At 62.7% G+C, this 26,056-nt stretch carries 27 protein-coding genes; 10 read left to right on the forward strand and 17 right to left on the reverse strand.

The window, feature by feature from the left end:
• Positions 1-11: 11 nt before the first annotated feature.
• From ACE4QZ_RS17600 to ACE4QZ_RS17610, 3 genes are all read right to left on the reverse strand, one after another.
• Positions 12-1,820 (reverse strand): aminopeptidase P family protein, encoded by a 1,809-nt coding sequence (locus ACE4QZ_RS17600; RefSeq protein WP_410480096.1) that lies wholly within the window; start codon positions 1,818-1,820, stop codon positions 12-14.
• A gap of 217 nt (positions 1,821-2,037) precedes the next feature.
• A complete protein-coding gene (locus ACE4QZ_RS17605) occupies positions 2,038-2,418 on the reverse strand; it encodes an antibiotic biosynthesis monooxygenase (RefSeq protein ID WP_021783184.1) in 381 nt (126 codons plus the stop codon).
• An 81-nt stretch (positions 2,419-2,499) separates the two neighbouring features.
• Complete coding sequence (locus ACE4QZ_RS17610) at positions 2,500-3,492, reverse strand: GlxA family transcriptional regulator (protein WP_021783185.1); 993 nt, start codon at positions 3,490-3,492, stop codon at positions 2,500-2,502.
• Positions 3,493-3,574: 82 nt separating this feature from the next.
• Between ACE4QZ_RS17610 and ACE4QZ_RS17615 the strand changes: the two genes are divergently transcribed.
• Positions 3,575-4,123 carry a cysteine hydrolase family protein gene (locus tag ACE4QZ_RS17615; RefSeq protein WP_021783186.1) on the forward strand — a complete coding sequence of 183 codons (549 nt, stop codon included), beginning with the start codon at positions 3,575-3,577 and terminating at the stop codon, positions 4,121-4,123.
• Positions 4,124-4,172: 49 nt separating this feature from the next.
• Here the strand turns inward: ACE4QZ_RS17615 and ACE4QZ_RS17620 are convergent, their stop codons facing one another.
• A complete protein-coding gene (locus ACE4QZ_RS17620; protein ID WP_028697079.1) occupies positions 4,173-4,736 on the reverse strand; it encodes a helix-turn-helix domain-containing protein in 564 nt (187 codons plus the stop codon).
• Positions 4,737-4,819: 83 nt separating this feature from the next.
• On the opposite strand from ACE4QZ_RS17620, the gene ACE4QZ_RS17625 reads away from it, so the two are divergent.
• The 7 genes from ACE4QZ_RS17625 to ACE4QZ_RS17655 all read left to right on the forward strand — a co-directional run bounded on the left by ACE4QZ_RS17625 (position 4,820) and on the right by ACE4QZ_RS17655 (position 11,978).
• Positions 4,820-5,770 carry a DMT family transporter gene (locus ACE4QZ_RS17625; RefSeq protein ID WP_021783188.1) on the forward strand — a complete coding sequence of 317 codons (951 nt, stop codon included), beginning with the start codon at positions 4,820-4,822 and terminating at the stop codon, positions 5,768-5,770.
• A 150-nt stretch (positions 5,771-5,920) separates the two neighbouring features.
• Positions 5,921-8,836 carry a monovalent cation/H+ antiporter subunit A gene (locus tag ACE4QZ_RS17630; RefSeq protein ID WP_021783189.1) on the forward strand — a complete coding sequence of 972 codons (2,916 nt, stop codon included), beginning with the start codon at positions 5,921-5,923 and terminating at the stop codon, positions 8,834-8,836.
• Entirely contained in the window at positions 8,836-9,180 is a 345-nt protein-coding gene (locus ACE4QZ_RS17635; RefSeq protein ID WP_003250128.1) for a Na+/H+ antiporter subunit C, read from the forward strand. Before ACE4QZ_RS17630 ends, ACE4QZ_RS17635 begins: the two co-directional genes overlap by 1 nt.
• Positions 9,177-10,856, forward strand: coding sequence for a monovalent cation/H+ antiporter subunit D (locus ACE4QZ_RS17640; RefSeq protein ID WP_021783190.1), 1,680 nt, complete (start codon positions 9,177-9,179; stop codon positions 10,854-10,856). Before ACE4QZ_RS17635 ends, ACE4QZ_RS17640 begins: the two co-directional genes overlap by 4 nt.
• Positions 10,853-11,341 carry a Na+/H+ antiporter subunit E gene (locus ACE4QZ_RS17645; RefSeq protein ID WP_021783191.1) on the forward strand — a complete coding sequence of 163 codons (489 nt, stop codon included), beginning with the start codon at positions 10,853-10,855 and terminating at the stop codon, positions 11,339-11,341. The genes ACE4QZ_RS17640 and ACE4QZ_RS17645 overlap by 4 nt, the downstream gene beginning before the upstream one ends.
• A complete protein-coding gene (locus tag ACE4QZ_RS17650) occupies positions 11,338-11,616 on the forward strand; it encodes a K+/H+ antiporter subunit F (protein WP_021783192.1) in 279 nt (92 codons plus the stop codon). Before ACE4QZ_RS17645 ends, ACE4QZ_RS17650 begins: the two co-directional genes overlap by 4 nt.
• On the forward strand, positions 11,613-11,978 hold the full coding sequence (locus ACE4QZ_RS17655) for a Na+/H+ antiporter subunit G (RefSeq protein ID WP_021783193.1): 366 nt from the start codon (positions 11,613-11,615) through the stop codon (positions 11,976-11,978). Before ACE4QZ_RS17650 ends, ACE4QZ_RS17655 begins: the two co-directional genes overlap by 4 nt.
• Positions 11,979-11,990: 12 nt before the next feature.
• Here the strand turns inward: ACE4QZ_RS17655 and ACE4QZ_RS17660 are convergent, their stop codons facing one another.
• The 12 genes from ACE4QZ_RS17660 to ACE4QZ_RS17715 all read right to left on the reverse strand — a co-directional run bounded on the left by ACE4QZ_RS17660 (position 11,991) and on the right by ACE4QZ_RS17715 (position 22,700).
• Complete coding sequence (locus tag ACE4QZ_RS17660) at positions 11,991-12,203, reverse strand: hypothetical protein (RefSeq protein WP_021783194.1); 213 nt, start codon at positions 12,201-12,203, stop codon at positions 11,991-11,993.
• Positions 12,200-12,670 carry a hypothetical protein gene (locus ACE4QZ_RS17665; RefSeq protein WP_003250101.1) on the reverse strand — a complete coding sequence of 157 codons (471 nt, stop codon included), beginning with the start codon at positions 12,668-12,670 and terminating at the stop codon, positions 12,200-12,202. The genes ACE4QZ_RS17660 and ACE4QZ_RS17665 overlap by 4 nt, the downstream gene beginning before the upstream one ends.
• A gap of 345 nt (positions 12,671-13,015) precedes the next feature.
• Positions 13,016-13,210 (reverse strand): hypothetical protein, encoded by a 195-nt coding sequence (locus tag ACE4QZ_RS17670; RefSeq protein WP_021783195.1) that lies wholly within the window; start codon positions 13,208-13,210, stop codon positions 13,016-13,018.
• Between the two features lie 178 nt (positions 13,211-13,388).
• Entirely contained in the window at positions 13,389-13,793 is a 405-nt protein-coding gene (locus ACE4QZ_RS17675; protein ID WP_003250099.1) for a TraR/DksA family transcriptional regulator, read from the reverse strand.
• A gap of 198 nt (positions 13,794-13,991) precedes the next feature.
• Positions 13,992-14,183: a hypothetical protein gene (locus ACE4QZ_RS17680; protein ID WP_181005322.1), complete on the reverse strand. Its 192-nt coding sequence runs from the start codon at positions 14,181-14,183 to the stop codon at positions 13,992-13,994.
• Between the two features lie 646 nt (positions 14,184-14,829).
• Positions 14,830-15,603 (reverse strand): enoyl-CoA hydratase, encoded by a 774-nt coding sequence (locus ACE4QZ_RS17685; protein WP_003250095.1) that lies wholly within the window; start codon positions 15,601-15,603, stop codon positions 14,830-14,832.
• A gap of 13 nt (positions 15,604-15,616) precedes the next feature.
• Positions 15,617-16,744 carry an acyl-CoA dehydrogenase gene (locus tag ACE4QZ_RS17690; protein ID WP_021785352.1) on the reverse strand — a complete coding sequence of 376 codons (1,128 nt, stop codon included), beginning with the start codon at positions 16,742-16,744 and terminating at the stop codon, positions 15,617-15,619.
• An 8-nt stretch (positions 16,745-16,752) separates the two neighbouring features.
• Positions 16,753-17,946, reverse strand: coding sequence for an acetyl-CoA C-acyltransferase (locus tag ACE4QZ_RS17695; RefSeq protein WP_021785353.1), 1,194 nt, complete (start codon positions 17,944-17,946; stop codon positions 16,753-16,755).
• 11 nt (positions 17,947-17,957) lie between these two features.
• Positions 17,958-18,725, reverse strand: coding sequence for an SDR family NAD(P)-dependent oxidoreductase (locus ACE4QZ_RS17700; protein WP_021785354.1), 768 nt, complete (start codon positions 18,723-18,725; stop codon positions 17,958-17,960).
• 13 nt (positions 18,726-18,738) lie between these two features.
• Positions 18,739-20,385, reverse strand: a complete 1,647-nt coding sequence (locus tag ACE4QZ_RS17705) for an acyl-CoA synthetase (protein ID WP_021785355.1) — start codon at positions 20,383-20,385, stop codon at positions 18,739-18,741.
• A gap of 228 nt (positions 20,386-20,613) precedes the next feature.
• Positions 20,614-21,636, reverse strand: coding sequence for an AraC family transcriptional regulator (locus ACE4QZ_RS17710; protein ID WP_021785356.1), 1,023 nt, complete (start codon positions 21,634-21,636; stop codon positions 20,614-20,616).
• Between the two features lie 200 nt (positions 21,637-21,836).
• Positions 21,837-22,700 (reverse strand): LysR substrate-binding domain-containing protein, encoded by an 864-nt coding sequence (locus ACE4QZ_RS17715; protein WP_021785357.1) that lies wholly within the window; start codon positions 22,698-22,700, stop codon positions 21,837-21,839.
• Between the two features lie 112 nt (positions 22,701-22,812).
• On the opposite strand from ACE4QZ_RS17715, the gene ACE4QZ_RS17720 reads away from it, so the two are divergent.
• Together ACE4QZ_RS17720 and phnX are read left to right on the forward strand one after the other, a co-directional pair.
• Positions 22,813-23,919 (forward strand): 2-aminoethylphosphonate--pyruvate transaminase, encoded by a 1,107-nt coding sequence (locus tag ACE4QZ_RS17720; protein ID WP_014591727.1) that lies wholly within the window; start codon positions 22,813-22,815, stop codon positions 23,917-23,919.
• Between the two features lie 34 nt (positions 23,920-23,953).
• Positions 23,954-24,781 (forward strand): phosphonoacetaldehyde hydrolase, encoded by an 828-nt coding sequence (gene phnX / locus ACE4QZ_RS17725; RefSeq protein WP_003250077.1) that lies wholly within the window; start codon positions 23,954-23,956, stop codon positions 24,779-24,781.
• Positions 24,782-24,858: 77 nt separating this feature from the next.
• On the opposite strand, the gene ACE4QZ_RS17730 is transcribed toward phnX, so the two are convergent.
• Complete coding sequence (locus ACE4QZ_RS17730; protein WP_021785358.1) at positions 24,859-25,923, reverse strand: AI-2E family transporter; 1,065 nt, start codon at positions 25,921-25,923, stop codon at positions 24,859-24,861.
• Between the last annotated feature and the right edge of the window lie 133 nt (positions 25,924-26,056).

Below are 26,056 nucleotides of genomic sequence, written 5' to 3' on the forward strand. Positions count from 1 at the left end.
TTTCATCTGCCTTACAGCGGTGCAGTACGCTCTTCCATCCAGGCCAGTGCCTCCCCTTGGAGCAAGGGCGCCAGACGCTCACGCACATGGGCGTGATAGCCGTTCAGCCACTCCACCTCTTCCCTGGTCAGCAACTCGGGCAACAGACAGCGGGTGTCGATAGGGCACAGCGTCAAGGTCTCGAAGTGCAGGAAGTCACCGAAGGCACTCTTGCCCGCTTCGCGGTTGACCACCAGGTTCTCGATGCGTACACCCCACTGCCCCGGCCGGTACGTACCCGGTTCGATCGAGCTGATCATGCCCGCTTGCATCGCCGTCTGCGGTGCAGGTGCCGCCTGGTAGGCGATCACTTGAGGCCCCTCGTGCACGTTCATGAAGTAGCCCACCCCGTGACCGGTACCATGACCGTAATCGACCTGATCAGCCCAGATCGGCGCCCGGGCAATGGCGTCGAGCAACGGCGACAACACCCCTCGCGGGAACGTGGCACGCGACAGGGCAATCATGCCCTTGAGCACACGGGTGCAGTCCTGCTTCTGCGCCTGGCTGGGGTTACCGACCGGCACCATGCGGGTGATGTCGGTAGTGCCGCCCAGGTATTGACCGCCCGAGTCGATCAGCAGCAAGCCATTACCCTCGATGAGCGCATGCGACTGCTCGGTGGCACGGTAGTGTGGCATCGCGCCATTGCCATTGAAGGCGGCGATGGTAGAAAAACTCAGCGACACGAAGTTCGGGCGCCGAGCACGCGCGGCACTCAATTGCTCGTCCACCGTCAGCTCGGTAATGATCTCCCGGCCGAGATTCGCCTCGAACCAGGCGAAAAATTCGCACAAGGCCGCGCCGTCCTGCTCCATGACCTGGCGAATGTGCACCAGGTCGTTGTCACCCTTGCAAGACTTGCTCAGCGTGGTGGGGTTGAGCCCCTCGACAAGCACCACCTCTGCCGCCAGGTTGTCCAGCAGGCCGCAGGTGACCCGTGCCGGATCCACCAGCAGCCGCGCCCCCGCGGGAACGGTGCCTAGCGCCTTGCCTGCTTCGCTATAGTCACGCACCTCGATGCCGTCGACCTCCAGCACGTGACGCAGGTGCGCGTCCACCTTGTCCTGGCCCACGAACAGGATGGCCTGCTGCTGATTGATCAGGGCAAAGGCCAGGAAAACCGGATTGTAGGAGACATCGCTTCCGCGCAGGTTGAACAGCCAGGCAATGTCGTCCAGAGTCGCGATGAAGTGCCAGTCGGCCCCCTTGGCCTGTATGCCCTGGCGCAATTGCGCGAGCTTTTCCGCCCGGTTCACCGTGGCGTGTGGCGGCAAGTGCTGGTACACCGGGTTACCTGGCAGCGCCGGGCGCCCGTCCCAGACCTGACCCAGCAGGTCCATGTCAGTCACCAGCCGCGCTCCACGCGCCTTCAGCCGCTCATCCAGTTGGCGCGCCGAAGCCAGGGCCATGACCGCGCCATCCACTGCCACGCGACCGTTGCGCTCGACGTTTTCGCCCAACCATTCCAGCGCCCCGGGTTTGCCCGGCAACAGTTTCATCAGTTCGATGCCGCTGCCCTCCAGCTCGTGAGCCGCCTGCTCCCAGTACCGGCTATCGACCCACAGGCCGGCAAACCCGGGGGTGACCACCAACGTACCGACCGAGCCCTGAAACCCCGAAAGCCACTGACGCCCCTGCCAGTAACCGGGCAGGTATTCGGAAAGATGGGGATCGGCAGAGGGTACCAGCAAGGCATCGATGCCCTCTGCCGCCATGACTTGGCGCACGTGCACCAGTCGCTGCGGCACGCTTTGCTCAAGGGTGGTCTGGACGTTCATGCGCTCTCCTGCGGCTTCATAACGGTTTATCCAATAAACCGATAATGGAACAGCCGCCAGAGCGCTGCAATCGCGACGACCAAGATACGGCATGCATTGCCCGCCACACCCTGAGCCAACAAGACACTTCCTACAACAGGGCCAGGATCACTGATCAAGTTCCGCTGAACGCCCCAGGACGAAGACTTCACATGCAGCACAATCATTGCACACAGCGCTACGCGCCTTGGTATGCCTGATGCCCGCCCACCTGGCAATGCAGGACGCCATCGTCACCGCGCACCAGGCTGCGCAGGGCCTGGTAGGCGGCGAAGTTGATGCTTCGCGCCTGATGCTTGCCCAGCAGGTCAAGAAACGACGCCTCGACGAAGTGCACGGCTGCCGCAGCCCAGGCCTGGCGTGACTGCCATTGCAGGTATTGCAACACCCGGCTGCCATCGTCGCTGGCCTGGATACTCACACCCTGCAGCCCTTCGCAACGCGCAGCCAGCGCCTCACTACGCACCACCAGGGCGTGGGCCAATGCCTGCTGGCACATGCTGGGCACTTCGTATTCGATCATCTGGGTGAACCACAAGGCATGAGGTTTTGCCAACATCGACAGTCTCCTGGCTACGGACGCATGCAGCGCGATGCCGTGCAGGGTAAAACCTCAAGTAAAGTCAAGGTCAAGTGGTTTCTACATACCCTGACCGGACACCGCAAACCGTCGCCGATAATCACTCGGGGTAAGGCCGGTGACACGCTGGAACACCTTGCGAAACGCACCCGGGTCCTGGTAGCCGACACCCCACGCGATCTGTTCGACGTTGCGCCGGGTGAACTCCAGCAAACGGCACGCCCGACCTACCCTCACCTGCTGGCAATACTCGGTCGGGCGCAGCCCGGTAGCTGCACGAAAGCGCCGCAAGAAAGTGCGCTCCTCCAGCCCCGCGCAGGCAGCCATCGTGCTCAGGTCGGCATCCTGCCCGCCATTGCCCTGCAACCAGTGCTGCACCTTCAACACGGCCTCGTCGCCGTGGTCTAGGCGCGGGCTGAAGACAGCTCCGGGCAGCGGCGCCGCGACCGGATCGACCGCCAGATAGCGGGCGGTCTCCTGTGCCACCGTTGCCCCCACAAAGCGCTCCAGCAGACGCAAGCCCAAGTCAGTCCAGGCCATCAACCCCGCCGAGGTCACGATGTCGCCGTCATCCAGCAATGGCTGCTGGGCCTCTACCCGCACCTTGGGGAAGCGCTGGGCAAGCGCATGCACATAGTTCCAGTGCGTGCAGGCCGGGCGCCCATCGAGCAAACCGCTGGCAGCAATGAAAAATACCCCGATACATACCGACGCCAGCACCGTACCACGCCCGTGCATCAGACACAGCGACGCACGGTGACGCTCCAGCAACTCAGCTTGCGGAGCCGACTCCAGGCTTGGCGGAATGATCAGTACGCGCAAGCCCGATGCGGCGACAGCAGAGCTATCCGATGCTGGCAACAACTGCCCTGCCTCATCTGCCTGCCAGCAACTGACCCGAATGTGCGGCAGCTCGACGGCCCCCAGTTCGGCCGCAACCCGGTTGGCCACCAGGAACAGGTCGGCCAGGCCATGCACAGCGGCGCGCTGGACGCCGGGGTACAGCAGCAAGCCGATATCGAGGTTGGCTGAGGTGTCAGTTTTTGCCCGCATAGTGTCGTTCGCGCCAATCCTCAGGTAAGTGAACACAGCCTATAACTAACGTCTCTCGACGACTACTGCCACAGGAGGCAGCATGAACAAGCAGGCACTGATCATCATCGACATCCAGAACGACTACTTCCCGGGCGGCAAATGGACCCTCGATGGCGCCGACCAGGCGGCCGACAACGCTGCCCGCTTACTGGCAGCAGCACGCCAGCGCGGCGATCTGGTGGTGCATGTGCGGCATGAGTTCGACACTGCCGATGCACCATTCTTTACCCCCGGTTCGCAAGGCGCGGCCATCCACGCCAAGGTCGAGCCATTACCGGGGGAGCCCGTGGTGCTCAAGCACAAGGTCAATGCCTTCCTCGGCACCGATCTCGAGCACACGCTGGACCGGCATGGCGTCGAGGCGCTGACCATCGTCGGCAGCATGAGCCACATGTGCATTGACGCCGCCACCCGGGCTGCGGCCGACCTGGGCTATCAAGTGACCGTGGCGCACGATGCCTGCGCAACCCTGCCACTGGCGTTCGACGGCAAACAGGTGCCGGCGGCTCATGTGCATGACTCGGCGATGGCGGCGTTGGCGTTTGCCTATGCCAATGTGGTGAAGACCGATGAGCTGCTGAAAAACTGATCGGCTTGAGACCTGTTGAGGCTGCACAGCAGCCCCAACACCTGCACACTCAAATCACCACATTGCGCACAAACCGCACAGCCGTCACGCCATCGTTGCGGTAGGCATACCGGCAATTGCTGGGGAACACATGGAACCGCCCCGCCTGCAAGCGATGCTCGATATCTTCGATGATCAGCGTCAGTTGCCCATCGACCACATAAATCTGCTCACTCCATCCTTCGGCATCGGCCTCACTGCAATAGCACTCCCCCGGTGCCAGGGTCCACTCCCAAAGTTCCACCTCGCGCCTTGCCGGGCTGGTGCCCAGCAACACCGCTCTGCTCTGGGGGTGTTCGCCAGCCCAGGCCAGCTCTTCAATGCGCCCGGGGTCGCGCAGGTCTGGCGCCTGGATCAAAGTACTGAAGGCCACGCCCAAGGCTTCGGCAATCAGGTCCAATGTGGTCAGGCTGACATTCTTCTCGCCCGCCTCGATCGCGACCAGCATGCGCCGGCTGACCCCTGAACGCTCGGCGAGCGCCGCCTGACTCAAGCCGGCGGCGTTGCGCAGACTGCGCACATTGAGGCTGACATGTTGCAGCACCGATGCCCGGTGCGAAGAATCCTTGTGCACTATATTGCTCACTGATCAAGATTGCGCAGTATACTGCCCACTTTGCGGCGATTGTGCGCCGCCCTTTCCGAGTGTGCAAGACCATGAACCAGCCCAGCAGCAAGCCTACCCCTGCCGTCACCTTCCGCCTGAGCAAGGCCGAACTGGTGCTGGTATTCATCACCATGTTGTGGGGCGGCACTTTCCTGCTGGTGCATAACGTGATGACCGTCAGCGGCCCGATGTTCTTCGTCGGCCTGCGCTTTGCAGCAGCCGCGCTGTTCGTTGGCGTGGTCTCGGCGCGAGCGCTGCCCGGCCTGACCTTCACCGAGCTGAAGGCCGGCATGCTGATCGGCGTGTCGATCATGCTCGGCTATGGCCTGCAGACCATGGGCCTGCAAACCATCAGCAGCAGCCAGTCAGCGTTCATCACTGCGTTGTACGTGCCGTTTGTGCCGCTGCTGCAGTGGCTGGTGCTGGGCCGGCGGCCCGGCCTGATGCCCAGCATGGGTATCTGCCTTGCATTCATCGGTCTGGTGCTGCTGGCCGGCCCGGAAGGCGGCAGTCTGCGTTTCAGCGAGGGCGAACTGGTCACCTTGGTCAGCGCCGTGGCCATCGCCGGTGAAATCATCCTGATCAGCCGCTACGCCGGCCAGGTCGATGTGCGCCGGGTGACTGTGGTGCAACTTGCCACCGCATCGCTGCTGGCGTTTCTGATGATCGTGCCGACCCAGGAGCGCATCCCCGACTTTTCCTGGCTGCTGCTGGCCAGCGCAGTCGGCCTGGGCGCAATGAGTGCGGTGATTCAAGTGGCGATGAACTGGGCCCAGAAGTCGGTCTCGCCTACCCGCGCCACGTTGATCTATGCCGGTGAACCGGTGTGGGCCGGCATCGTCGGGCGCCTGGCCGGCGAGCGCCTGCCGGGCGTGGCGCTGCTCGGCGGCCTGCTGATCGTGGTCGCGGTGGTGGTCAGTGAACTCAAGGTGCGGCGCCCACGCGAAAGCGTCGAAGCACGCGCTGTGCAGCATCAAGGCGAACGCCAGGCCGGGCTGTGAAAGGGTCAACAGCGGCTATTCTTTGTAAAGAACTGTTATAAAAAAACCGCTTGTCACAGCCTGTTTGTAGGATTCTGCGACAGCTTGCGTGTTGGTGATAAACACCTCGGCACGTATGATTCTTTGCAAACTTCTCCAGAATAGGCCGCTATGTCCTTGATAGTGCTATTGCTTCTGCCGTTCTTGGGCAGTTGCCTGGCAGCTGTGCTGCCGCACAACGCACGTAACGCCGAGTCCATTCTTGCCGGGCTCGTAGCCCTGGTCGGTACCGTCCAGGTAGCACTTCTGTACCCTCAGATTGCCCATGGTGGCGTCATTCGCGAAGAGTTCCTGTGGCTACCCAGCCTGGGGATGAACCTGGTCTTGCGCATGGACGGCTTTGCCTGGCTGTTCTCGTTGCTGGTACTGGGCATTGGCACACTGGTATCGCTGTATGCCCGCTACTACATGTCGCCGCAAGACCCGGTGCCACGCTTCTTCGCGTTCTTCCTGGCCTTCATGGGCGCCATGCTCGGTCTGGTCATCTCCGGCAACCTGATCCAGCTGGTGTTCTTCTGGGAACTGACCAGCCTGTTCTCCTTCCTGCTGATTGGCTACTGGCACCACCGCGCCGATGCCCGTCGCGGCGCCTACATGGCGCTGATGGTAACCGGCGCAGGCGGCTTGTGCCTGCTGGTAGGGGCACTGCTGCTCGGCCATGTGGTCGGCAGCTACGACCTGGACAAGGTCCTGGCTGCCGGTCACATCATCCGCCAGCATGCGCTTTACCCGGTGCTGCTGCCCCTGATCCTCATCGGCGCCCTGACCAAGAGCGCACAGTTCCCCTTCCAGTTCTGGCTGCCCCACGCCATGGCAGCGCCCACGCCGGTGTCGGCCTATTTACACTCTGCCACCATGGTCAAGGCCGGGGTGTTCCTGCTGGCACGCCTGTGGCCGGTACTTTCCGGTAGCGAGGAGTGGTTCTGGATCGTCGGCGGTGCCGGTGCCCTCACCCTGCTGCTCGGCGCATTCGCCGCCATGTTCCAGAATGACCTCAAGGGCCTGCTGGCCTATTCGACCATCAGCCACCTGGGCCTGATTACCCTGCTGCTTGGCCTGAACAGCCCGCTGGCTGCCGTTGCCGCGGTATTCCACATTCTCAACCATGCCACCTTCAAGGCCTCGCTGTTCATGGCCGCCGGCATCATCGACCACGAGAGCGGCACCCGTGACATTCGCCGCCTCAGCGGCCTCGTCCGCCTGGTGCCCTATACCGCGACCCTGGCGATGGTCGCCAGCGCCTCGATGGCCGGCGTACCGCTGATGAACGGCTTCCTGTCGAAGGAAATGTTCTTCGCCGAGACGGTGTTCATCAGTTCTACCGCCTGGGTCGAGGCCACGCTGCCGGTAATCGCCACCCTGGCTGGCACCTTCAGCGTGGCCTATGCCCTGCGCTTTACCGTCGATGTGTTCTTCGGGCCGACGGCTCAGGACCTGCCCCATACCCCGCACGAGCCGCCACGCTGGATGCGTGCTCCAGTCGAGTTGCTGGTGCTCACCTGCCTGGTAGTGGGCATCTTCCCCGCCCAGTCGGTCGGCCCCCTGTTGGCCGCTGCAGCCCTGCCGGTGGTTGGCGGTACCCTGCCCGAGTACAGCCTGGCCATCTGGCATGGCTGGAACGCACCGATGGTCATGAGCCTGGTAGCCATGAGCGGCGGCATCGTCCTGTACCTGCTGCTGCGCAAGCAACTGCGCCTGGGCCGCTTCCCCTCCCCCCCCGTGATCGAGCGTTTCAATGGCAAGCGGCTGTTCGAGCATGGCCAGGTTCATCTGATGCTGCTGGCGCGTCGCCTCGAGCGCTTGCTCACCACCCGGCGCCTGCAGTCGCAGCTATTCATGCTGGTATTCGCCGCGTTCCTCGCGGGCCTCACTCCTATGTTCTATAGCGGCCTGAGCTGGGGTGACCGCCCGAAGATTCCGGGTTCGGGCGTGTTCGTCGCCCTGTGGTTGATCGCGATTGCCTGCGCCATCGGCGCCGCTTATCAAGCCAAGTACCACCGTCTGGCGGCCCTGATCATGGTCAGCGTCTGCGGCCTGATGACCTGCATTACCTTCGTCTGGTTCTCTGCGCCGGACCTGGCGCTGACCCAGCTGGTGGTGGAAGTGGTCACCACCGTGCTGATCCTGCTCGGCCTGCGTTGGCTGCCTAGGCGTATCGAAGGCGTGTCACCGCTGCCTGGCAGCCTGGAGCGCGCGCGCATGCGCCGCCTGCGCGACTTGCTGCTGGCCGTGCTGGTGGGTGGCGGCATGGCCGTGCTGTCGTACGCCATGCTGACCCGACCGACGCCCAACGACATTTCCTCGTTCTACTTGAGCCGGGCATTGCCTCAGGGCGGCGGCACCAATGTGGTCAATGTCATGCTGGTCGACTTCCGCGGCTTCGATACCCTCGGTGAAATCACCGTACTGGTGGCTGTGGCACTGACTGTGTTCGCCCTGCTGCGGCGCTTCCGCCCTCCGAAAGAGAGCATGCAGTTGCCAGCGCAACAGCGCCAGTTGGCGCCGGACGTGGTCACCGACCTGATCAACCCGCGGCATGCCACCGATACCGCGCTGGGGTTCATGATGGTGCCTGCAGCACTGGTGCGCCTGCTGCTGCCGATCGCCTTGCTGGTGTCGATGTACCTGTTCATGCGCGGGCACAACCAGCCCGGTGGCGGGTTTGTCGCTGGCCTGGTGATGTCGGTGGCGTTCATCCTCCAGTACATGGTGGCCGGCACCCAGTGGGTCGAAGCACAGATGAGCCTGCGGCCGCTGCGCTGGATGGGTACCGGGCTGCTGTGCGCGACCCTGACCGGTGTCGGCGCCATGCTGCTGGGTTATCCGTTCCTCACCACCCATACCGCCCACTTGCACCTGCCACTGCTGGGTGATGTACACGTGGCCAGCGCGCTGTTCTTCGATATCGGCGTGTACACCGTTGTGGTCGGCTCGACCCTGCTGATCCTCACGGCCCTGGCGCACCAGTCGGTGCGCGCCTACCGCCCGGGCAACCCGGCAAAAACCAGCCAAGCAGGAGCCGCCTGATGGAAGAAGTGATTGCAGTCGCCATCGGCGTACTGGCTGCCTCCGGAGTGTGGCTGATCCTGCGCCCGCGTACCTATCAGGTGATCATGGGCCTGTGCCTGCTTTCGTACGGGGTCAACCTGTTCATCTTCAGCATGGGCAGCCTGTTCATCGGCAAGGAACCGATCATCAAGGATGGCGTTACCCAGGACCTGCTGCACTACACCGACCCGCTGCCGCAGGCACTGGTGCTCACCGCCATCGTCATCAGTTTCGCCATGACCGCGCTGTTCCTGGTGGTGCTGCTGGCCTCGCGCGGCCTGACCGGTACCGACCACGTGGATGGCCGGGAGCGTGACGAATGAGTGGTATGAGCCAACTGATTGTCGCCCCCATCCTGCTGCCGCTGATTACAGCGGCGATCATGTTGCTGCTGGGTGAAAAGCACAGGCATATCAAGGCCAGTCTGAACCTGCTGTCAACCTTCACCGGCCTTGCAATCGCGGTCTCTCTGCTGCTGTGGGTGCGCACCCAGGGCCAGGCAGCATCGATCGGCGTGTACCTGCCGGGCAATTGGCCAGCGCCGTTTGGCATCGTGCTGGTGGTGGACCACCTGTCCGCGCTCTTGCTGAGCCTGACCGGGGTCATCGGTTTCAGCGCCCTGCTGTTTGCCCGTGCCCGCTGGGACGGTGCAGGGGCCAGCTTCCATGCACTGTTCCAGATTCAACTGATGGGGCTGTATGGCGCTTTCCTCACCGCCGACCTGTTCAACCTGTTCGTCTTCTTCGAAGTGCTGCTGGCCGCCTCCTATGGCTTGCTGCTGCATGGTTCGGGGCGTGCGCGGGTGCGCGCCGGCCTGCACTACATCGCCATCAACCTGTTTGCCTCGTCGCTGTTCCTGATCGGCGCAGCGATGCTGTATGGCGTAACTGGCACCCTGAACATGGCTGACCTAGCGCTGAAGGTTCCACTGGTACCGGAAGCCGACCGTGGCCTGCTGCATGCCGGTGCGGCAATCCTGGCCGTGGCCTTCCTGGTCAAGGCCGGTATCTGGCCACTGAACTTCTGGCTGGTGCCAGCTTACGCGTCAGCCAGCGCACCGGTGGCTGCATTGTTCGCCATCATGACCAAAGTCGGCCTGTACGCCGTGCTGCGCCTGTGGACGCTGCTGTTCTCCGGGCAGGCCGGGGCCTCTGCGCATTTCGGCGGCGAATGGCTGATTTACGGCGGACTGGTTACCCTGGCGGTGGCAGCGGTATCAATCCTGGCGGCACAGCGCCTGGAACGTATGGCGGCACTCAGTATCCTGGTCTCGGCCGGCACCCTGCTTGGCGCGGTGGGTTTTGCTCAGGCGGCACTGACCGGCGCGGCGCTGTTCTACCTGGTCAACTCGACCCTTGCGCTGTGTGCACTGTTCCTGCTCGCCGAACTGGTCGAGCGCTCGCGCTCGGCCAATGAAGCGCCGCTGGACGAAGAAGAAGACGCCATGCCCCCGCCACTGGAATCGCTGCACCCGCCCAAGGGCATCAACCTCGATGATGAACAGCAGGTGGTAATCGGCCAGATCATCCCGTGGACCATGGCCTTCCTCGGCCTCAGCTTCATCGCCTGCGCACTGCTGATCATCGGCATGCCGCCACTGTCAGGCTTTGTCGGCAAGCTCAACCTGATCAGCGCGCTGTTCAATCCACTGGGCCTGGGCGTGCCGGCCGAGCAGCCGCTGAGTGCCGCCGGCTGGGGCCTGGTAGCGTTGCTGATCCTGTCCGGCATGGCCTCGCTGATCGCCTTCGGCCGCGTCGGCATCCAGCGTTTCTGGAAGCCCGAAGAGCGCCCGTCACCGGTGCTGCGGCGCTATGAATGCCTGCCCATCGTCATCCTGCTCGGCCTGTGCCTCATCCTCAGCCTCAAAGCCGAGCCGTTGCTGCGCTACACCCAGGACACTGCCGCCAGCCTGCAGGCCCCCGATACCTATATCGAAGCCGTGATGGCCGCCCGGCCGATTCCTGGCCCCACCTCGCGCGACGTAGAGGTGCAGCCATGAACCGACTGTTCCCCGCCCCACTGCTATCGGTCTCGCTGTTCGGCCTGTGGCTGCTGCTGAACCTCTCGGTCAGCCCCGGCAACCTGCTGCTGGGCGCCGCACTTGGCATACTGGCGCCACTGCTGATGGCGCCCCTGCGCCCGCAGCATGCCCACGTACGGCGCCCCCTGGTCATCGCCCGGCTGATCGGTCGGGTCGGCATCGATGTGATCATCTCCAACCTGCTGGTGGCCCGTGGTGTACTGCGGGCCGGCAAGCAGCCACTACGCTCGGCGTTCGTTCACATACCACTGGCATTGCGTGACCCCCACGGCCTGGCAGCGCTGTCGATGATCACTACGGTGGTGCCTGGCACAGTCTGGTCCGAACTGGCACTGGACCGCAGTGTGCTGTTGGTGCATGTGTTTGAGCTGGACGATGAAGCGGCCTTCATACAGCACTTCAAGGACACTTACGAACGCCCGCTGATGGAGATTTTCCAATGACAGGCCTGCTCGCCAATGCCGTCCTCGCCAGCCTGTTCATCTTCGCCCTGGCCATGGGCCTGACGCTGATCCGGCTGTTCCGTGGCCCCTCCGCCCAAGACCGCGTGCTGGCCCTGGACTACCTTTACATCCTGGCCATGCTCACCATGCTGGTGCTGGGTATCCGTTATGCCAGTGACACCTACTTCGAAGGTGCCCTGCTGATTGCGCTGTTTGGTTTCGTCGGCTCGTTTGCCCTGGCCAAGTTTCTGCTGCGCGGAGAGGTGATCGAATGACTGAAGCCCTGGTACTGCCGTTCTGGCTGGAACTGGTCACGGCCGCGCTGCTGCTCACCGGCAGCCTGTTCGCCCTGGTCGGCGCCATAGGCCTGGTACGCCTGAAAGACTACTTCCAGCGCATGCACCCGCCAGCGCTGGCCTCGACCCTTGGCGCCTGGTGCGTTGCACTGGCCTCGATCATCTACTTTTCGTGGCTCAAGGGCACCCCTGTGCTGCACGCGTGGCTGATTCCTATCCTGCTGTCGATCACCGTGCCGATCACCACGCTGTTGCTGGCACGGGCGGCACTGTTCCGCAAGCGCATGGCGAAAGAGCCGGTGCCTGAAGAAGTCAGCAGCGGCCGAGACCGTGGCAATTGAAGGTTTGCCGTCTCAACCTTGGCTCAGGCGCTGCAACTCGCGCCGGACCATGGCGGCATATGGCGGCGGGCTAAGGCGATAGATCTCAGCCGCCACCCAGTTCAACCAGGCGCCTTGCAGCCTCTCACGCCCGGCCAGCAAACGTTCTGCCTCAGCCACGGCATCTGCCTGGTGCTGCCGATGAAACTCGGCCCGCGATGCCGGTGCGTCGTCACTGTCGATCATTCACTGGCCTTGAAGGTGGTCAGTTCACCCTTGCGCCATTTGGCGACCTTGCCGGTCACTGCTTTAAGCAACTTGCCCAGGCCTTCCTGCACTTGTTGCTGCGCGGCGAATACCAGCATCACGCCATGGCCTTCACGAAACACGATGCCCTCGCCTTCCGGCACAGAAACGAAGGCGTAGTCGCCAACGCCATACACATTCAACTTGATTTCGCGAAAGCGCATTTCCAGCTTGCCACCTTCGCGGCTAGGCAATACGGCAGCACGAAAGTGGTCGCCGACTTTCAATTCAAGGCGCTGCTTGTCATCGACCACCAGTGCACTCTCGGTGTCGATTTCGGCCATGTACAAGCCTTCGGGACTCTGTTCGGTGACATAGATGAAGCGGCCCTGAAACAGTTGGGCCAATTTACCGCGCAAGTCGCCCAGGGCGAACAACGCATGCGTATCAAGTGTGCTGACTGCCAATGAAGTAATCCTCAACCGGTTACAACCCGCCCTCACCCAAGCTCGGGGAGGCGCGGCCATTTCTTATCGATAGGCAAAAAGAGTAATAAAGCGATATGCGAAATGTCTGTGCTCGCTGACGATGCAGCGCGCAGGAATCTTTACTCTGGTTTGCCAGACTCGCCCTCAACCGAAGGCGTTTGGCTCATTCCCGGCTTGGGAAGCGTGATGCCTGAAATCACTCGCCAGAAAACGCAACCAGTGGAGTGAGCCTGCAAGAAGACAAGCCCTGGCATCCATGTGCGCATTACTGTAGGACAAATATGCCCGAAAACACCGAAACCCGTCGAGAGGCAATAAACATTTTCAGGCAGCCAGCCCTTTCTTCAGTTGCTGCTGCCAGGCAGCCTGACACTCAAGCGCTTCCTCGCGCGTGGCGAAGGCGGTGCCGCGGCGCTCGCCATTGACCAGCACCACCCAGCAAATGCGCTTGCCCAGCGCCTGGAAGGTGGCCGGCACGCCCGACCCTATCATTACAGCCACATCGACTCGGCTATTCATCATTCCCTCCGGAACTTAATTAGCACCCTAACGATAAAGCCATGATACGCCTGACAGTGGCGCGGAAACAGCGCATCCCGGTACAGCAGTGTTTCTTACGGCGCAACAAAAACGGTATCGACGAGAAACGCAAAAAGCCCCAGGGATTGCTCCGAGGGGCTTTGCACCGCGCGCGGATTTATACCTGGCGCTGGTGGCGATCGAGCTGCTCGTGGCGCTCCTGGGCTTCGATGCAGTACTTGGTGGTCGGGCTGATCAGCAAGCGCTTCAGGCCGATGGGCTCACCACTGTCATCGCACCAGCCGAAGCTTTCGTCGGCAATACGGTCCAGGGCCATTTCCAGCTGTGGCAGCAGGCGCTGGTCGCGGTCGATGGCATTTACCAGCCAGCTACGTTCTTCTTCGACCGAAGCCACGTCGGCAGGGTCTGACGGGGTGTCCAGGCCTTCGATGGTGGTGCGGCTGAGCTCGATGCGTTCATGGGTTTCGACTTTCATCGCCTGCAGCAGCTCAGTAAAGAAAGCAAGCTGGTCGGCGTTCATGTAGTCATCGGCCGACATGGCCAGCAACTGTTCCTTGGTCATCGATTTCTCTATGAAAAAATGTGCATTTGGGCGATTCATGTGCCGCCGATGCCTATGCATCGACAGCGGAATTCTTCAAGCGCCAACCGGCACTCTTTTACAGGGGGCGGCAGTCTAAGGCGCCAAGCGGCGTGGAGCAACTGCAAATGGGTGCGAATTTGCTTCCGCTGCTGACAATCCGCCGGTCGGCACCCCTGCTCAGCTGCAGGGCCAGTAGCAAACTGTGATTCCGGTAGGGCCCATCCGCCTGCCGTTGCCGTTGCCGTTGCCGTTGCCGTTGCCGTTGCCGTTGCCGTTGATCTTGATCTTGATCTTGATCTTGATCTTGATCTTGATCTTCGCGACTTCAGGAGGCCGAACGCAGGCCTTGCGGAGGCAGGTGACGGGCATGGATGCCCGTCAAGCGCTGAGGCCCCAGGATGGGGCCTTCGGCGCGGTCCTGCCGGGAGCAAGGCCGGAGTGAGGGGACCCCGGAGCGCAGCGCAGGGGCCGGATGATGGGAGCGCAGCGTTTTTTGGTTACTTTTTGTCGCGTTTGACAAAAAGTGACTCGCCGTAAGGGCGAAAAGGTGAGTCAGCGTCGCCATCGCAAACGGCCTGTTCGCTGAGTCAAAACAGACGAGTTCGCCTCTTGCTTCTTGCTTCTTGCTTCTTGGATGTGGGCATCCACATCGAGTAGGTATTCATTCACGAAGGTGGCGCATAGTCACCTTTCCGCCCTTACGGCGGGTCACTTTTTGTCAAACGCGACAAAAAGTAACCAAAAAACGCTGCGCTCCCATCATCCGGCCCCTGCGCTACGCTCCGGGGTTCCCTCGCTCCGGGCTTGCTCCCGGGAGGACCGCGCTGCAGGCCCCATCCTGGGGCCCAGCGCTTGACGGGCATCCATGCCCGTCACCTCCCTCCGCAAGCCCTGCGCTCGGCCTCCTGAAGTCGCAATCTGCGTCGCCTGAACTATCGCGCGCTTAGAAGCAAAAGCAAAAGCAACGGCAACGGCAACGGCAACGGCAACGGCAACGGCAACGAACCGAGTCTGATCAACGGTCCTTGAACTGTGCCTCGCGCTTGGCGATGAATGCGGCCATGCCTTCTTTCTGGTCTTCGGTGGAGAAAGCCGCATGGAAGACCCGACGCTCAAAGCGTACCCCCTCGCTGAGGGTGACTTCAAACGCTCGGTTGACGCTCTCCTTGACCATCATGCTCACCGGAATCGACTTGCTGGCAATGGTCGCCGCCACCTTCAGCGCCTCTTCCACCAGTTCTGCCTGCGGCACGATCCGCGCCACCAAACCTGCACGCTCGGCCTCTTCCGCCCCCATCAGGCGGCCGGTCAGGCAAAGCTCCATGGCCTTGGCCTTGCCCACCGCACGCGTCAGGCGCTGGGTGCCGCCCATGCCCGGCAGCACACCCAGGTTGATTTCCGGTTGACCAAACTTGGCGTTGTCGGCAGCGAGGATAAAGTCGCACATCATCGCCAGCTCGCAGCCGCCGCCCAAGGCAAACCCGGACACGGCAGCAATGATCGGCTTACGGCGATTGGCAATGCGATCGGCGTCGCTGAACAGGTCGTCGACGTAGATCTGCGGGTATTGCAGCTCGGCCATTTCCTTGATGTCAGCGCCAGCGGCAAAGGCTTTGGCCGAGCCTGTCAGCACCACGCAGCCGATGTTCGGGTCGCGCTCGAGCTGGTCCAGGGCCTGGTTGATCTCGCCGACAATCTGCGCGTTAAGCGCATTGAGCGCCTGCGGGCGGTTGAGGGTGATCAGGCCAACCTTGCCGTGGATGTCCAACAGGATGGTTTCGAATGCCATGCAGTCTGCTCCTTCAAAGATTGCGCGCAATGACCATGCGCTGAATGTCGCTGGTGCCTTCGTAGATCTGGCAAACCCGAACGTCGCGATAGATCCGCTCCAGCGGGAAGTCACTCAGATAGCCATAACCGCCCAGGGTCTGCAAGGCATCCGAACAGACCTTTTCGGCCATTTCCGAGGCAAACAGCTTGGCCATCGATGCTTCCACCAGCGCCGGGCGCCCCGCATCACGAAGGGCGGCGGCGTGCAATACCATCTGCCGGGCCACGGAAATCTTCGTCGCCATGTCGGCCAGGCGAAAGGCCACGGCCTGGTGCTGGATCAACGGTTTGCCAAAGCTCTGGCGCTCGTTGGCGTAGTCGCGCGCCACTTCGAACGCCGCGCGGGCCATACCCACCGCTTGCGAGGCGATGCCGATACGGCCGCCCTCAAGGTTGGCCAGGGCGATCTTGTAGCCTTCACCCTCCGCCCCCAACCGGTTGGCCACTGGCACGCGCACATCGTCGAAAACGATCTGGCAGGTGTCGGAGGCGTGCTGGCCGAGTTTGTCCTCGACCCGTGCTACCTGGTAGCCCGGCGAGTCGGTCGGCACGATGAAGGCGCTGATGCCACGCTTGCCAGCCTCCGGGTCGGTGACTGCAAACACGATCACTACCCCGGCGTTCTGCCCCGAGGTAATGAACTGCTTGCTGCCATTGAGCACATAGTGGTCGCCCTCCAGGCGTGCTCGGGTCTTCAGGCTGCTGGCATCGGAGCCAGCCTGCGGCTCGGTCAGGGCGAAAGCACCGAGCATCGCACCTGTCGCCAGCGGGGTGAGGAACTGCTCTTTCTGCTGCTCGTTGCCGAAGCGCAGGATCGGCACGCAACCCACCGAGTTGTGCACGCTCATGATGGTCGAGCAGGCGCCATCGCCCGCAGCGATTTCCTCCAGGGCCATGGCATAGGCCACATAGCCGGTGTCGCTACCGCCCCACTGCTCCGGCACCAGCATGCCGAACAGGCCCAGTTCGGCCATTTCGTCGATGGCCTCTTTCGGGAAGCGATGTTCCTTGTCCCATTGCTCGGCAAACGGTCTCAGGCGCTCCTGGGCGAAGGCGCGTACCGCGTCGGCGATCTGTTGTTGCTCGTCATTTACCAGCATGGTTCACCTCAGTACAGGCATTCAACAGCCATGGCCGTGGCCTCGCCACCGCCGATGCAGATGGCCGCCACACCCCGGTGCAGATTGTTCTGGCGCAAGGCCGACAACAGGGTGACCAGAATACGTGCGCCAGAAGCGCCGATCGGGTGCCCGAGGGCGCAGGCGCCGCCGTGAATATTGACCTTGTCGTGTGGCAGATCGAGGTGTTTCATGGCCGCCAGGGTGACCACGGCGAAGGCCTCGTTGATCTCGAACAAGTCGACCTCGGCCAGGTTCCAGCCGGTGCGTTTCATCAGTTTGTCGATCGCGCCGATCGGGGCGGTCGGGAACAACGCCGGGGTGTCGGCAAAGGCGGCGTGACCGTGGATGACGGCCAATGGCTTGAGGCCACGTTTGTCGGCCTCGGAGCGACGCATCAGTACCAGCGCCGCAGCGCCGTCGGAAATCGAACTGGCGTTGGCCGCCGTCACGGTGCCGCCTTCACGAAACGCCGGTTTGAGCTGCGCAATCTTGTCCAGGCGCGCCTTGGGCGGCTGCTCGTCATCCTTGATGACACGCTTTTCCTTGCCCTCGGTGACTTCCACCGGCACGATCTCGGCGGCAAAACGGCCGCTGCTGATGGCGTCCTGCGCTCGGGTGAGCGAGGCGATGGCGAACTGGTCCTGGGCTTCGCGGCTGAAGGCATTGGCCTGGGCACAGTCCTCGGCAAAGGTGCCCATCAGGCGGCCTTTGTCGTAGGCGTCTTCGAGGCCGTCCATGAACATGTGGTCGATGATCTTGCCGTGGCCCATGCGGTAGCCACCACGGGCTTTGTCCAGCAGGTACGGCGCGTTGGTCATGCTTTCCATGCCACCCGCCACTACCACGTCTGCGGTGCCGGCCAGCAGCAGGTCATGGGCCATGATCGCAGCTTGCATCCCCGAGCCGCACATTTTGTTCAGGGTGGTGCAGGTGGTGTGCTTGTCCAGCCCCGCGCCCAGCGCGGCCTGGCGTGCCGGCGCCTGGCCCTGGCCGGCTGGCAGCACGCAGCCGAACAGTACCTGCTCGACACAAGCGGCATCGATGCCGGCACGTTCCACGGCACCACGGATGGCAGCGCTGCCCAGTTGCGGCGCAGTCAGGCTTTTGAGGTCGCCCTGCAGCCCGCCCATGGGCGTGCGTACGGCGCTGACGATAACGATGGGGTCATTGGCGAGGGGCATGTTCGTTCTCCTTACTTGGCAGCCATGCGCAGCGCACCGTCGAGGCGGATGACCTCACCGTTGAGCATGCTGTTCTCGATGATGTGGCGGGCCAGCGCAGCGTATTCCTGCGGGCGACCCAAGCGGGGCGGGAATGGCACACCGGCAGCCAGAGAAGCACGTACCTCTTCGCTCATGCCGGCCATCATGGGGGTTTCAAAGATGCCCGGAGCGATGGTCATCACGCGGATGCCGAAGCGCGCCAGTTCGCGCGCGGCCGGCAAGGTCAGGCTGGCAATGGCACCCTTGGACGCGGCGTAGGCGGCCTGACCAATCTGGCCGTCATAGGCGGCAATGGAGGCCGTGTTGATGATGACCCCGCGCTCGCCGCTCTCATCGGCAGCCCCTTCGGCCATGGCCGCTGCAGCCAGACGCAACAGGTTGAAGCTGCCGATCAGGTTGACGTTGATGACCTTGGCGAAGCTGGCCAGGCCATGTGGGCCCTGCTTGCCCAGCACCTTCTCGGCACCGACGATGCCAGCACAATTGACCAACCCATGCAGGCTGCCAAAGGCGCTGACAGCTGCATCGACAGCCGACTGGGCCGCCTGCTCGTCACTGATATCAGCCACGGCGAAACGGGCGTTGTCGCCCAGCTCGCGAGCCTTGGCTTCGACAGCCGGGGCATTGAGGTCGACCAGCATGACCTTGGCACCAGCCTCGACCAGCATCTGTGCAGTAGCGGCACCCAGCCCGGAAGCGGCGCCGCTGACGATGAAATGTTTATTGGCGATGTGCATGAGTTCTTTCCTTTCAGACGCTGACAGGGGTGGCCTGTTGCGCTTGTTGTTTGGCGACTTCCTGGTTGCGCAGGATGAAGCGTTGCAGCTTGCCGCTCGGGGTCTTGGGCAGCTCGCTGACGAATTCGATTTCCCTGGGGTAGGCATGCGCGTAGAGACGCTGGCGCACGTGCTGGCGCAAGGTTTCTTCCAGCTCGACGCTGCCGGCGTAGCCGCTGGCCAATACCACGAACGCCTTGATCAGTTCGGTGCGCTCTGGGTCTGGCTTGCCGATCACCGCTGCCTCGATCACCGCCGGGTGCTCGATCAACGCGCTTTCCACATCGAACGGACCCACCCGGTAACCGGAGGTGGTGATCACGTCGTCGCTACGGCCAACGAAGCTGATGCTGCCATCCGGGTTCAGCTCGACAGTGTCGCCGCTGAGGTAGTACTTGCCGACGAAGGCTTTGGTCGGCAGGCCGTGGTAACCACCGAACCAGCACAGCGGCGACTGCTCACGGTCAACGGCGAGGATGCCTGGCTGGCCGGCTGGCAGCTCGTTGCCCTGCTCGTCCAGCACCACGATGCGGTGGCCGGGGATGGCATAGCCGGCAGAACCCAGGTGCACCGGATGCTGCAGGCCATGGTGGTTGCACAGCACCATGCCCAGTTCGGTCTGGCCGTAGTGATCGTGAATGGTCACGCCCAGCTCGTCGGCGAACCAGCGGATCACCTCGGGGTTAAGCGGTTCGCCCGCACTGCTGACCACTCGCAGGCGGCCCTTGATCGGTGCCGAAAAATCTTTGCCCGCCGCAATCAGCAAGCGATACGCAGTGGGCGAGCCGGCCAGGTTGGTAATGCCCAGCTTGTCGATCACCCGGGCGCAGCTTTCGACACTGAACGGGCCATCGTAGAACGTGGTGGCATGCCCCAGCGACAACGGACCGGTCACGGCGTAATACAAACCGTAAGCCCAACCCGGGTCGGCCAGGTTCCAGAAGTTGTCCTCAGGCAGCAGCTCGATGGCATCACGCATGTAGCCCTGAAACGCGACAATCGCGCGCAGTGGCACTTCCAGGGGTTTTGCCGGGCCAGTGGTTCCAGAAGTGAACATCAGCAGGAACGGATCGTTGCCTGAGCGCATCACCGGCTCGCAGACATCCGCTGCGCTTTCCAGGCATTGCTGGAAGTCCAGTTCACCACTGCGGGCCTTGACGGTGATGATGGTCGGGCAGGCGTGCACCTCGTCCAGCTTGGCGCGGTTCTGGCTATCGGTGACCACCACTCGGGCGTGGGATTGCTCAAGCCGGTGCTCGATGGCCTTGGGGCCGAACGCCGTGAACAAGGGCTGATAAACCGCCCCAAGGCGCCAGGTAGCAAGGATGGTCACCAGCAGTTCGGGGGTGCGCGGCATCAAGCCGGCAACCCGGTCTCCAACGCCCACCCCCTGCGCCCTTAGCACATTGGCGAACCGTGCAGCCTGCACCTGAAGCTGATCGAAGCTATAGCGCGCGCTGTTACCATCGCGATCTTCATGTATCAGCGCCAGCTTGCCGTCACCGGCATGCCGGTCACAACATTCGACACAGGCATTAAGGGCCTCAAGGCTGCCATGCAATGCCGCCACTGCGGCCTGGGCATGGTCAAACGCACGAGCGGCCTCGGCGTAATCGCGCATCATCGGACTCCTGGTTTCTTGTTTTTGGAGTTGAAGCATCGGTCCGACGATGTTCGCGCCGCTCATGCGCGGCGGCAATGGCCAAAGCTGTCAATCTGGATGACTGGTTTGGCCGCCGCTCATCACCCCTCTGCGCGCTCGGCTGCCCGCAGGTAGGACTGGGTGAGCGCCCGACCAGGCGCTCGACATGGACGCCGTGTCATGCCTGCCGCCGCAAGCGATGGCCCTTCAGTGCCCTGCCCCTCGCGCCTGGATCAATGCCCGATAATGCCCCGGGTTGCAGCCGAACCACTTGCGAAATGCCTTATAGAACGAGCTGCTGTCGGCAAACCCCAAACGCTCGGCAAGCTCGCCCATGGCCACGTCTTCCTGGCTGAGCCAGGCGATCGCCAGCTCCCGTCGTACGCTGTCCTTCAGGCCCTGGTAGTTCTGCCCCTCTTCTGCCAGGCGCCGCCGCAGGGTCGATGGCGACAGGCACAGCTGCCGGGCCAGGCTGTCAGCATCGGGCCATTGCTCAGGGGCCAGGCGCAACAGGTCGGTGCGGATACGCCGCCCGAGGCTGGCCGGGTCACGGTACTTGACCAGGATATTGCCCGGCGCTTCGGCCAGAAAACGCTGCAGTTCCTCCTCGCTGCGGCGCAGGGGCAAGTCGAGGCATTGCGAAGCAATGATCATGCGTGTGCGTGGACGCTCAAAATGCAGGCTCTCCGAAAACATGACCCGGTAGTCGTCGCAAAAAGGCGGTTCGGCACAACGCAGATCGATGCTCAGAATCGGGATGCGCCGCCCGGCCAGCCAGCAAGCCACGCCATGCACGATCATCCAGAACGTGAAATAGGTAAACGCCCGGCGCGGTTCGTCACGCGGCTCATTGATGACAATTTCGGCCAGGCCTTCCTGGCGCACCAGGCTGGGCTGCATGTCTTGAAGCATCAGCGACAGAAATGCCAGCGAGGTTTCCAGGCCTGCGCCCAGGGTCGGTTGGCCCATGCTGGCACGGCACATGAAAGCCAGGCTGCCACTGCACAAACCGCGCGGGTCCATCGCGAAAAACTCGTCGTTGCAGCGCCGGGCCAGCAAGCGCCACAGGCGGGCATAGGATTCGGCACTGACCCTTGCCTCTGGCAGGTGCAGTTGTTCAACGGCAATACCCGCCCTGGCCAGCAAGCCACTGTCAGGCTCACCGGCAGGGCAGGTCTGCAACAGCGCTTCGCGCACCAGTTGCATGGAAATGGTGTCTTTGTCGCTCATCGACGGTCCTGTCGGCTGATTGCCGGCCATATTAGGGTCTGTATGAAAAGCCTTGAGACGAAGGTCAGGCAAGGCGAAAACAGCCGAGGAAGCGGAGTTTACGGGTTGTAAATGAGCATTCCGAGGCTGTTTTCAACGCAGCATCACCGAGTATCAAGGCTTTTCATACAGAGCCTAGGGTGCCCCGCAGCAAACAGCCATCATAGCCCCGCGGCCAGACTCAGGAACGCCTGAATCAGGCGCAGTTCGCGACGGCGCTCCAGGCAGCCGATCACGTGTTGGTTGACAAGACCCTCACCGGCCAATGGTCGTGCCACCACACGGGGATCATTGGCCACTTCAGTGGAAGAAACAACGCCAATCCCCAGTTGCGAGGCCACTGCCTCGGTTACCGCCTCCCGGCTGTCCAGTTCCAGCAATACACGCGGTTGCACGCCCGCCTTGAAGCAGGCCTTGTCGAAGGTGCGCCGGGTGGTGGAACTGGGTTCGCGCAGCACCATGATCTGCTGGTGCAGCGCGGCCAACGGCAAGTCCTCCCGCTCGGTGGCCCAGGCATGCCCCACAGGTAACAACGCACACAGGCGCGACTCACAGAGCGTTTGCAGATGCAGCCCCTTGCGCGGCTCGATTTCGGTCAGCACCGCCACGTCGGCATGCTCGCCAAGCAGCGCAGCCAACGTCTCCTGTGCATTGCCCAGGCGCAAGTTGACGGTGACGCCAGGGTACCGCTCACGCAACAGCGCCAGCATCGGCATGACCCGGTGCGGGCCGTCGGCGGCTACCTCCAGGCGCCCGGTCAGCAGTTGGCGGTTGGCCTCGAGCATGGCCTGCGCCTCTTCGGCCAGGCCGAACATGGCGCGGGTGATGGCCGCCAGGCGCGTGCCCTCCTCGGTCAGTTCCACGCGCCGTGCGGTACGCCGCAGCAAGGTGATCTGGTAGTGCTCTTCCAGGGCCTTGACGTGCCCGGTCACCGCCGGCTGGCTGATGAACAGGCGCTCGGCAGCACGGGTAAAGCTGCCCTCACGGGCCACGGCGTCGAAAGCGCGTAGCTGGAACAGGTTCATATTTATCGGCCTGACTTATAGCTGGGATAACAACAAACAATTTGATTGATGACAACGCGAATTGCAACCTAGGCCCCGTAGTTTCAGCCCACCGCTTGTGAGGAATAACGGAATGAGCAACGCCCCGATTCTGCTGACCCCAGGTCCCTTGACCACATCAATCCGCACCCGCCAAGCCATGCTGGTGGACTGGGGCTCCTGGGACCGTGACTTCAACCAACTGACTGCCAGCGTTTGCGAACAACTGCTGGCCATCATCGACGGCGCCAGCAGCCACCACTGCGTTCCCCTGCAAGGCAGCGGCACCTTCGCCGTGGAAGCGGCCATCGGCACCTTGGTGCCACGCGATGGCAAGGTTCTGGTACTGATCAACGGCGCGTACGGCCAGCGCCTGGCAAAGATCTGCAAAGTGCTGGGCCGCACCTACAGCACCTTCGAAACGGCCGAAGACCAGCCGACCACCGCCGCCGACGTCGACCGGCTGCTGGCCGAAGACCCGGCCATCACCCATGTGGCGCTGATCCACTGCGAAACCAGCACCGGCATTCTCAACCCGCTCCCCGAGATCGCCCAGGTGATCAAACGCCATGGCAAGCGCCTGATCATCGATGCCATGAGCTCGTTCGGAGCATTGCCGATCGATGCCCGCGAAATCCCCTTCGAAGCGCTGATCGCAGCCTCCGGCAAGTGCCTGGAAGGCGTACCCGGCATGGGCTTCGTCTTCGCCGAAAAGAACGCCCTGGCGGCCGCCGAAGGCAATGCCCACTCGCTGGCCATGGACCTGCACGACCAGCACGCCTACATGGCCAAGACCGGGCAATGGCGCTTCACCCCGCCTACCCACGTGGTCGCGGCCCTGCATGAAGCGCTGCAGCAATACAACGAGGAAGGTGGCCTTCCGGCCCGCCACCAGCGCTACGCAGACAACTGCAAGACGCTGCTCGACGGCATGGCAGCCATCGGCCTGCGCAGTTTTCTGCCCGCCGAAATCCAGGCGCCGATCATCGTCACCTTCCACGCCCCCACCGATGCCCGCTACCAGTTCAAGGACTTCTACGAGCGGGTCAAGGCCAAGGGTTTCATTCTCTACCCGGGCAAGTTGACTCAGGTCGAAACCTTCCGCGTCGGCTGTATCGGTGTGGTCGGGGCGGACGGCATGCAGGCCGCCGTGAATGCTGTGGCCGACGTGCTGCGGGAAATGGAAGTGCTGGACATCTGACGCTTTGCCCACCCGAACTCAGGAATTTGCGCACATGAACTACAACAACCCCACCCAATTGCAAGCCGCCATCCTCGACTGGGCTGGTACCGTGGTCGATTTCGGCTCATTCGCCCCCACCCAGATCTTTGTCGAGGCCTTTGCCGAGTTCGACGTGCAGGTGTCCATCGAGGAAGCCCGAGGCCCGATGGGCATGGGCAAATGGGACCATATCCGCACCCTGTGCGACGTACCGGAAATTGCCGAGCGCTACCGCAAGGTGTTCGGCCGTACCCCGACCGATGATGACGTTACCGCCATCTACAACCGCTTCATGCCGCTGCAGATCGAGAAGATCGCTGTGCACTCGGCTCTGATCCCCGGTGCGCTGGACACCCTCACCGGTCTACGCCAGGACGGCCTGAAGATCGGTTCGTGCTCGGGCTACCCGAAAGTGGTGATGGACAAGGTGGTTGAACTGGCGGCGCAGAACGGCTATGTGGCCGACCACGTGGTGGCCACAGATGAAACCCCGAACGGCCGCCCATGGCCGGCCCAGGCCTTGGCCAACGTGATTGCGCTGGGGATTGACGATGTGGCGGCCTGCGTGAAGGTGGACGACACCGTGCCAGGCATTCTTGAAGGCCGCCGTGCCGGCATGTGGACCGTGGCACTGGTCTGTTCGGGCAATGCCCTAGGCCTGACCTGGGAAGGCTTCCGGGCGCTGAGTGCCGAAAAACTGGAAAGCGAGCGCCAGCGTATCCATGCACTGTTTGCCGGCTCCCGCCCGCACTACCTGATCGACACCATCAACGATCTGCCCGAAGTGATTGCCGACATCAACCGGCGCCTGGCCAAGGGCGAGATGCCGCAAGCCTTCTGACCCTGCGGTTTCTCTGTGGAAGCGGCCCTTTTGCGAAACAGGGCCGCTCCACACCCGACTACCCTCAGGTTTGAACGCTATTGCGGCAATTGCACCTGCGGTTTGGTCGCGGCAAAGATCGCCCAGCTGGAGACGAACAGCGCCGCGATCAACGGGCCGATCACAAAGCCGTTGAGGCCGAACACCGCCAGCCCGCCAAGGGTCGACACCAGGATCAGGTAGTCCGGCATGCGGGTATCCTTGCCCACCAGGATGGGCCGCAACACATTATCCACCAGGCCGATCACCAGCACCCCGAATGCAGTAAGCACCACCCCTGGCAGTATCGCCCCGGTCAGCAGGAAATACGCCGCCACCGGCGCCCAGATGATGCCCGCGCCCACCGCCGGCAGCAGCGACAGAAACGCCATCAGCACCGCCCACACCAATGCACTCGGGATATCCAGCACCCAGAAAATAAAGCCACCCAATGCACCTTGGGTAATGGCCACCAGCACGTTGCCCTTCACCGTCGCCCTCACCACACGATTGAATTTCAACTGCAAACGACGCTTCTGGTGCTCGGGCAGCGGCACGGCCATGCGCACCCGGCGCGCGACTTCCGGGCCATCACGCAGGAAAAAGAACAGCAGGTACAGCATGATGCCGAAACTGATCAGGAACTCGAATGTGCCCTGGCCAAAGCTGAATGCCTGGCTGGCCAATACCTGGCTACCCTGGGTTGCCCACTTGGTGATCTTGTCACGCAACCCGTCGAGGTTACCCATGCCCATGTTGTCCAGGCCACGCTGGGCGAATGCCGGGAGCATGTCCTTGCCGCGCTCGACGTAACCGGCGATGTCCAGTTGCCCGCTTTCGATGCGCTGGTACAGCGTGGCGCCTTCTTGTACCAGCAGGGCGCTGGTGATGATTACCGGCAGGATCGCCACAAGCAGGCACACCAGTGTGGATGTGACCGCGGCAAGGTTACGCCGCCGCCCGCTGCGGATCAGCAAATGACGCTGCAGCGGGGCGAACAGGATACCGAGGATCACCGCCCAGAAGATTGCGCCGTAATACGGCAGGAGAATCCAGAAGAAGGCAATGGTCACCAGCGCCAAAAGTACTGCCAGGGCTTTGTTCTGTAGCGCGGTTTCGTTCATCGCAGTTCCTCACATGGCTTATGAGTGATTAGTGCACCGCACCTGGACAAAAGTGCCGCGCTCTCTTGACGCAAATCAATACGCACCTTGTCCATCGCCCCTAGCATCGCCGCCTTTTTGCCCCGGTGCGCAC

Origin of the sequence: Pseudomonas sp. DCA-1 (assembly GCF_046523955.1) — a bacterium.
In the GTDB taxonomy this organism is placed as follows: Bacteria; Pseudomonadota; Gammaproteobacteria; order Pseudomonadales; family Pseudomonadaceae; genus Aquipseudomonas; species Aquipseudomonas putida_Y.

What these genes read in the sequence shown, in the direction of transcription:
- ACE4QZ_RS17720 (WP_014591727.1), top strand. Translation starts at nt 22,813, where the DNA reads ATGAGCAACGCCCCGATTCTGCTGACCCCAGGTCCCTTGACCACATCA.
- ACE4QZ_RS17650 (WP_021783192.1), top strand. Translation starts at nt 11,338, where the DNA reads ATGACAGGCCTGCTCGCCAATGCCGTCCTCGCCAGCCTGTTCATCTTC.
- ACE4QZ_RS17680 (WP_181005322.1), bottom strand. Translation starts at nt 14,183, where the DNA reads ATGCCCGTCACCTGCCTCCGCAAGGCCTGCGTTCGGCCTCCTGAAGTC.
- ACE4QZ_RS17730 (WP_021785358.1), bottom strand. Translation starts at nt 25,923, where the DNA reads ATGAACGAAACCGCGCTACAGAACAAAGCCCTGGCAGTACTTTTGGCG.
- ACE4QZ_RS17655 (WP_021783193.1), top strand. Translation starts at nt 11,613, where the DNA reads ATGACTGAAGCCCTGGTACTGCCGTTCTGGCTGGAACTGGTCACGGCC.
- ACE4QZ_RS17690 (WP_021785352.1), bottom strand. Translation starts at nt 16,744, where the DNA reads ATGCTGGTAAATGACGAGCAACAACAGATCGCCGACGCGGTACGCGCC.
- ACE4QZ_RS17645 (WP_021783191.1), top strand. Translation starts at nt 10,853, where the DNA reads ATGAACCGACTGTTCCCCGCCCCACTGCTATCGGTCTCGCTGTTCGGC.
- ACE4QZ_RS17685 (WP_003250095.1), bottom strand. Translation starts at nt 15,603, where the DNA reads ATGGCATTCGAAACCATCCTGTTGGACATCCACGGCAAGGTTGGCCTG.
- ACE4QZ_RS17715 (WP_021785357.1), bottom strand. Translation starts at nt 22,700, where the DNA reads ATGAACCTGTTCCAGCTACGCGCTTTCGACGCCGTGGCCCGTGAGGGC.
- ACE4QZ_RS17605 (WP_021783184.1), bottom strand. Translation starts at nt 2,418, where the DNA reads ATGTTGGCAAAACCTCATGCCTTGTGGTTCACCCAGATGATCGAATAC.
- ACE4QZ_RS17615 (WP_021783186.1), top strand. Translation starts at nt 3,575, where the DNA reads ATGAACAAGCAGGCACTGATCATCATCGACATCCAGAACGACTACTTC.
- ACE4QZ_RS17670 (WP_021783195.1), bottom strand. Translation starts at nt 13,210, where the DNA reads ATGAATAGCCGAGTCGATGTGGCTGTAATGATAGGGTCGGGCGTGCCG.
- ACE4QZ_RS17630 (WP_021783189.1), top strand. Translation starts at nt 5,921, where the DNA reads ATGTCCTTGATAGTGCTATTGCTTCTGCCGTTCTTGGGCAGTTGCCTG.
- phnX (WP_003250077.1), top strand. Translation starts at nt 23,954, where the DNA reads ATGAACTACAACAACCCCACCCAATTGCAAGCCGCCATCCTCGACTGG.
- ACE4QZ_RS17625 (WP_021783188.1), top strand. Translation starts at nt 4,820, where the DNA reads ATGAACCAGCCCAGCAGCAAGCCTACCCCTGCCGTCACCTTCCGCCTG.
- ACE4QZ_RS17635 (WP_003250128.1), top strand. Translation starts at nt 8,836, where the DNA reads ATGGAAGAAGTGATTGCAGTCGCCATCGGCGTACTGGCTGCCTCCGGA.
- ACE4QZ_RS17660 (WP_021783194.1), bottom strand. Translation starts at nt 12,203, where the DNA reads ATGATCGACAGTGACGACGCACCGGCATCGCGGGCCGAGTTTCATCGG.
- ACE4QZ_RS17710 (WP_021785356.1), bottom strand. Translation starts at nt 21,636, where the DNA reads ATGAGCGACAAAGACACCATTTCCATGCAACTGGTGCGCGAAGCGCTG.
- ACE4QZ_RS17705 (WP_021785355.1), bottom strand. Translation starts at nt 20,385, where the DNA reads ATGCGCGATTACGCCGAGGCCGCTCGTGCGTTTGACCATGCCCAGGCC.
- ACE4QZ_RS17700 (WP_021785354.1), bottom strand. Translation starts at nt 18,725, where the DNA reads ATGCACATCGCCAATAAACATTTCATCGTCAGCGGCGCCGCTTCCGGG.
- ACE4QZ_RS17675 (WP_003250099.1), bottom strand. Translation starts at nt 13,793, where the DNA reads ATGACCAAGGAACAGTTGCTGGCCATGTCGGCCGATGACTACATGAAC.
- ACE4QZ_RS17610 (WP_021783185.1), bottom strand. Translation starts at nt 3,492, where the DNA reads ATGCGGGCAAAAACTGACACCTCAGCCAACCTCGATATCGGCTTGCTG.
- ACE4QZ_RS17640 (WP_021783190.1), top strand. Translation starts at nt 9,177, where the DNA reads ATGAGTGGTATGAGCCAACTGATTGTCGCCCCCATCCTGCTGCCGCTG.
- ACE4QZ_RS17600 (WP_410480096.1), bottom strand. Translation starts at nt 1,820, where the DNA reads ATGAACGTCCAGACCACCCTTGAGCAAAGCGTGCCGCAGCGACTGGTG.
- ACE4QZ_RS17695 (WP_021785353.1), bottom strand. Translation starts at nt 17,946, where the DNA reads ATGCCCCTCGCCAATGACCCCATCGTTATCGTCAGCGCCGTACGCACG.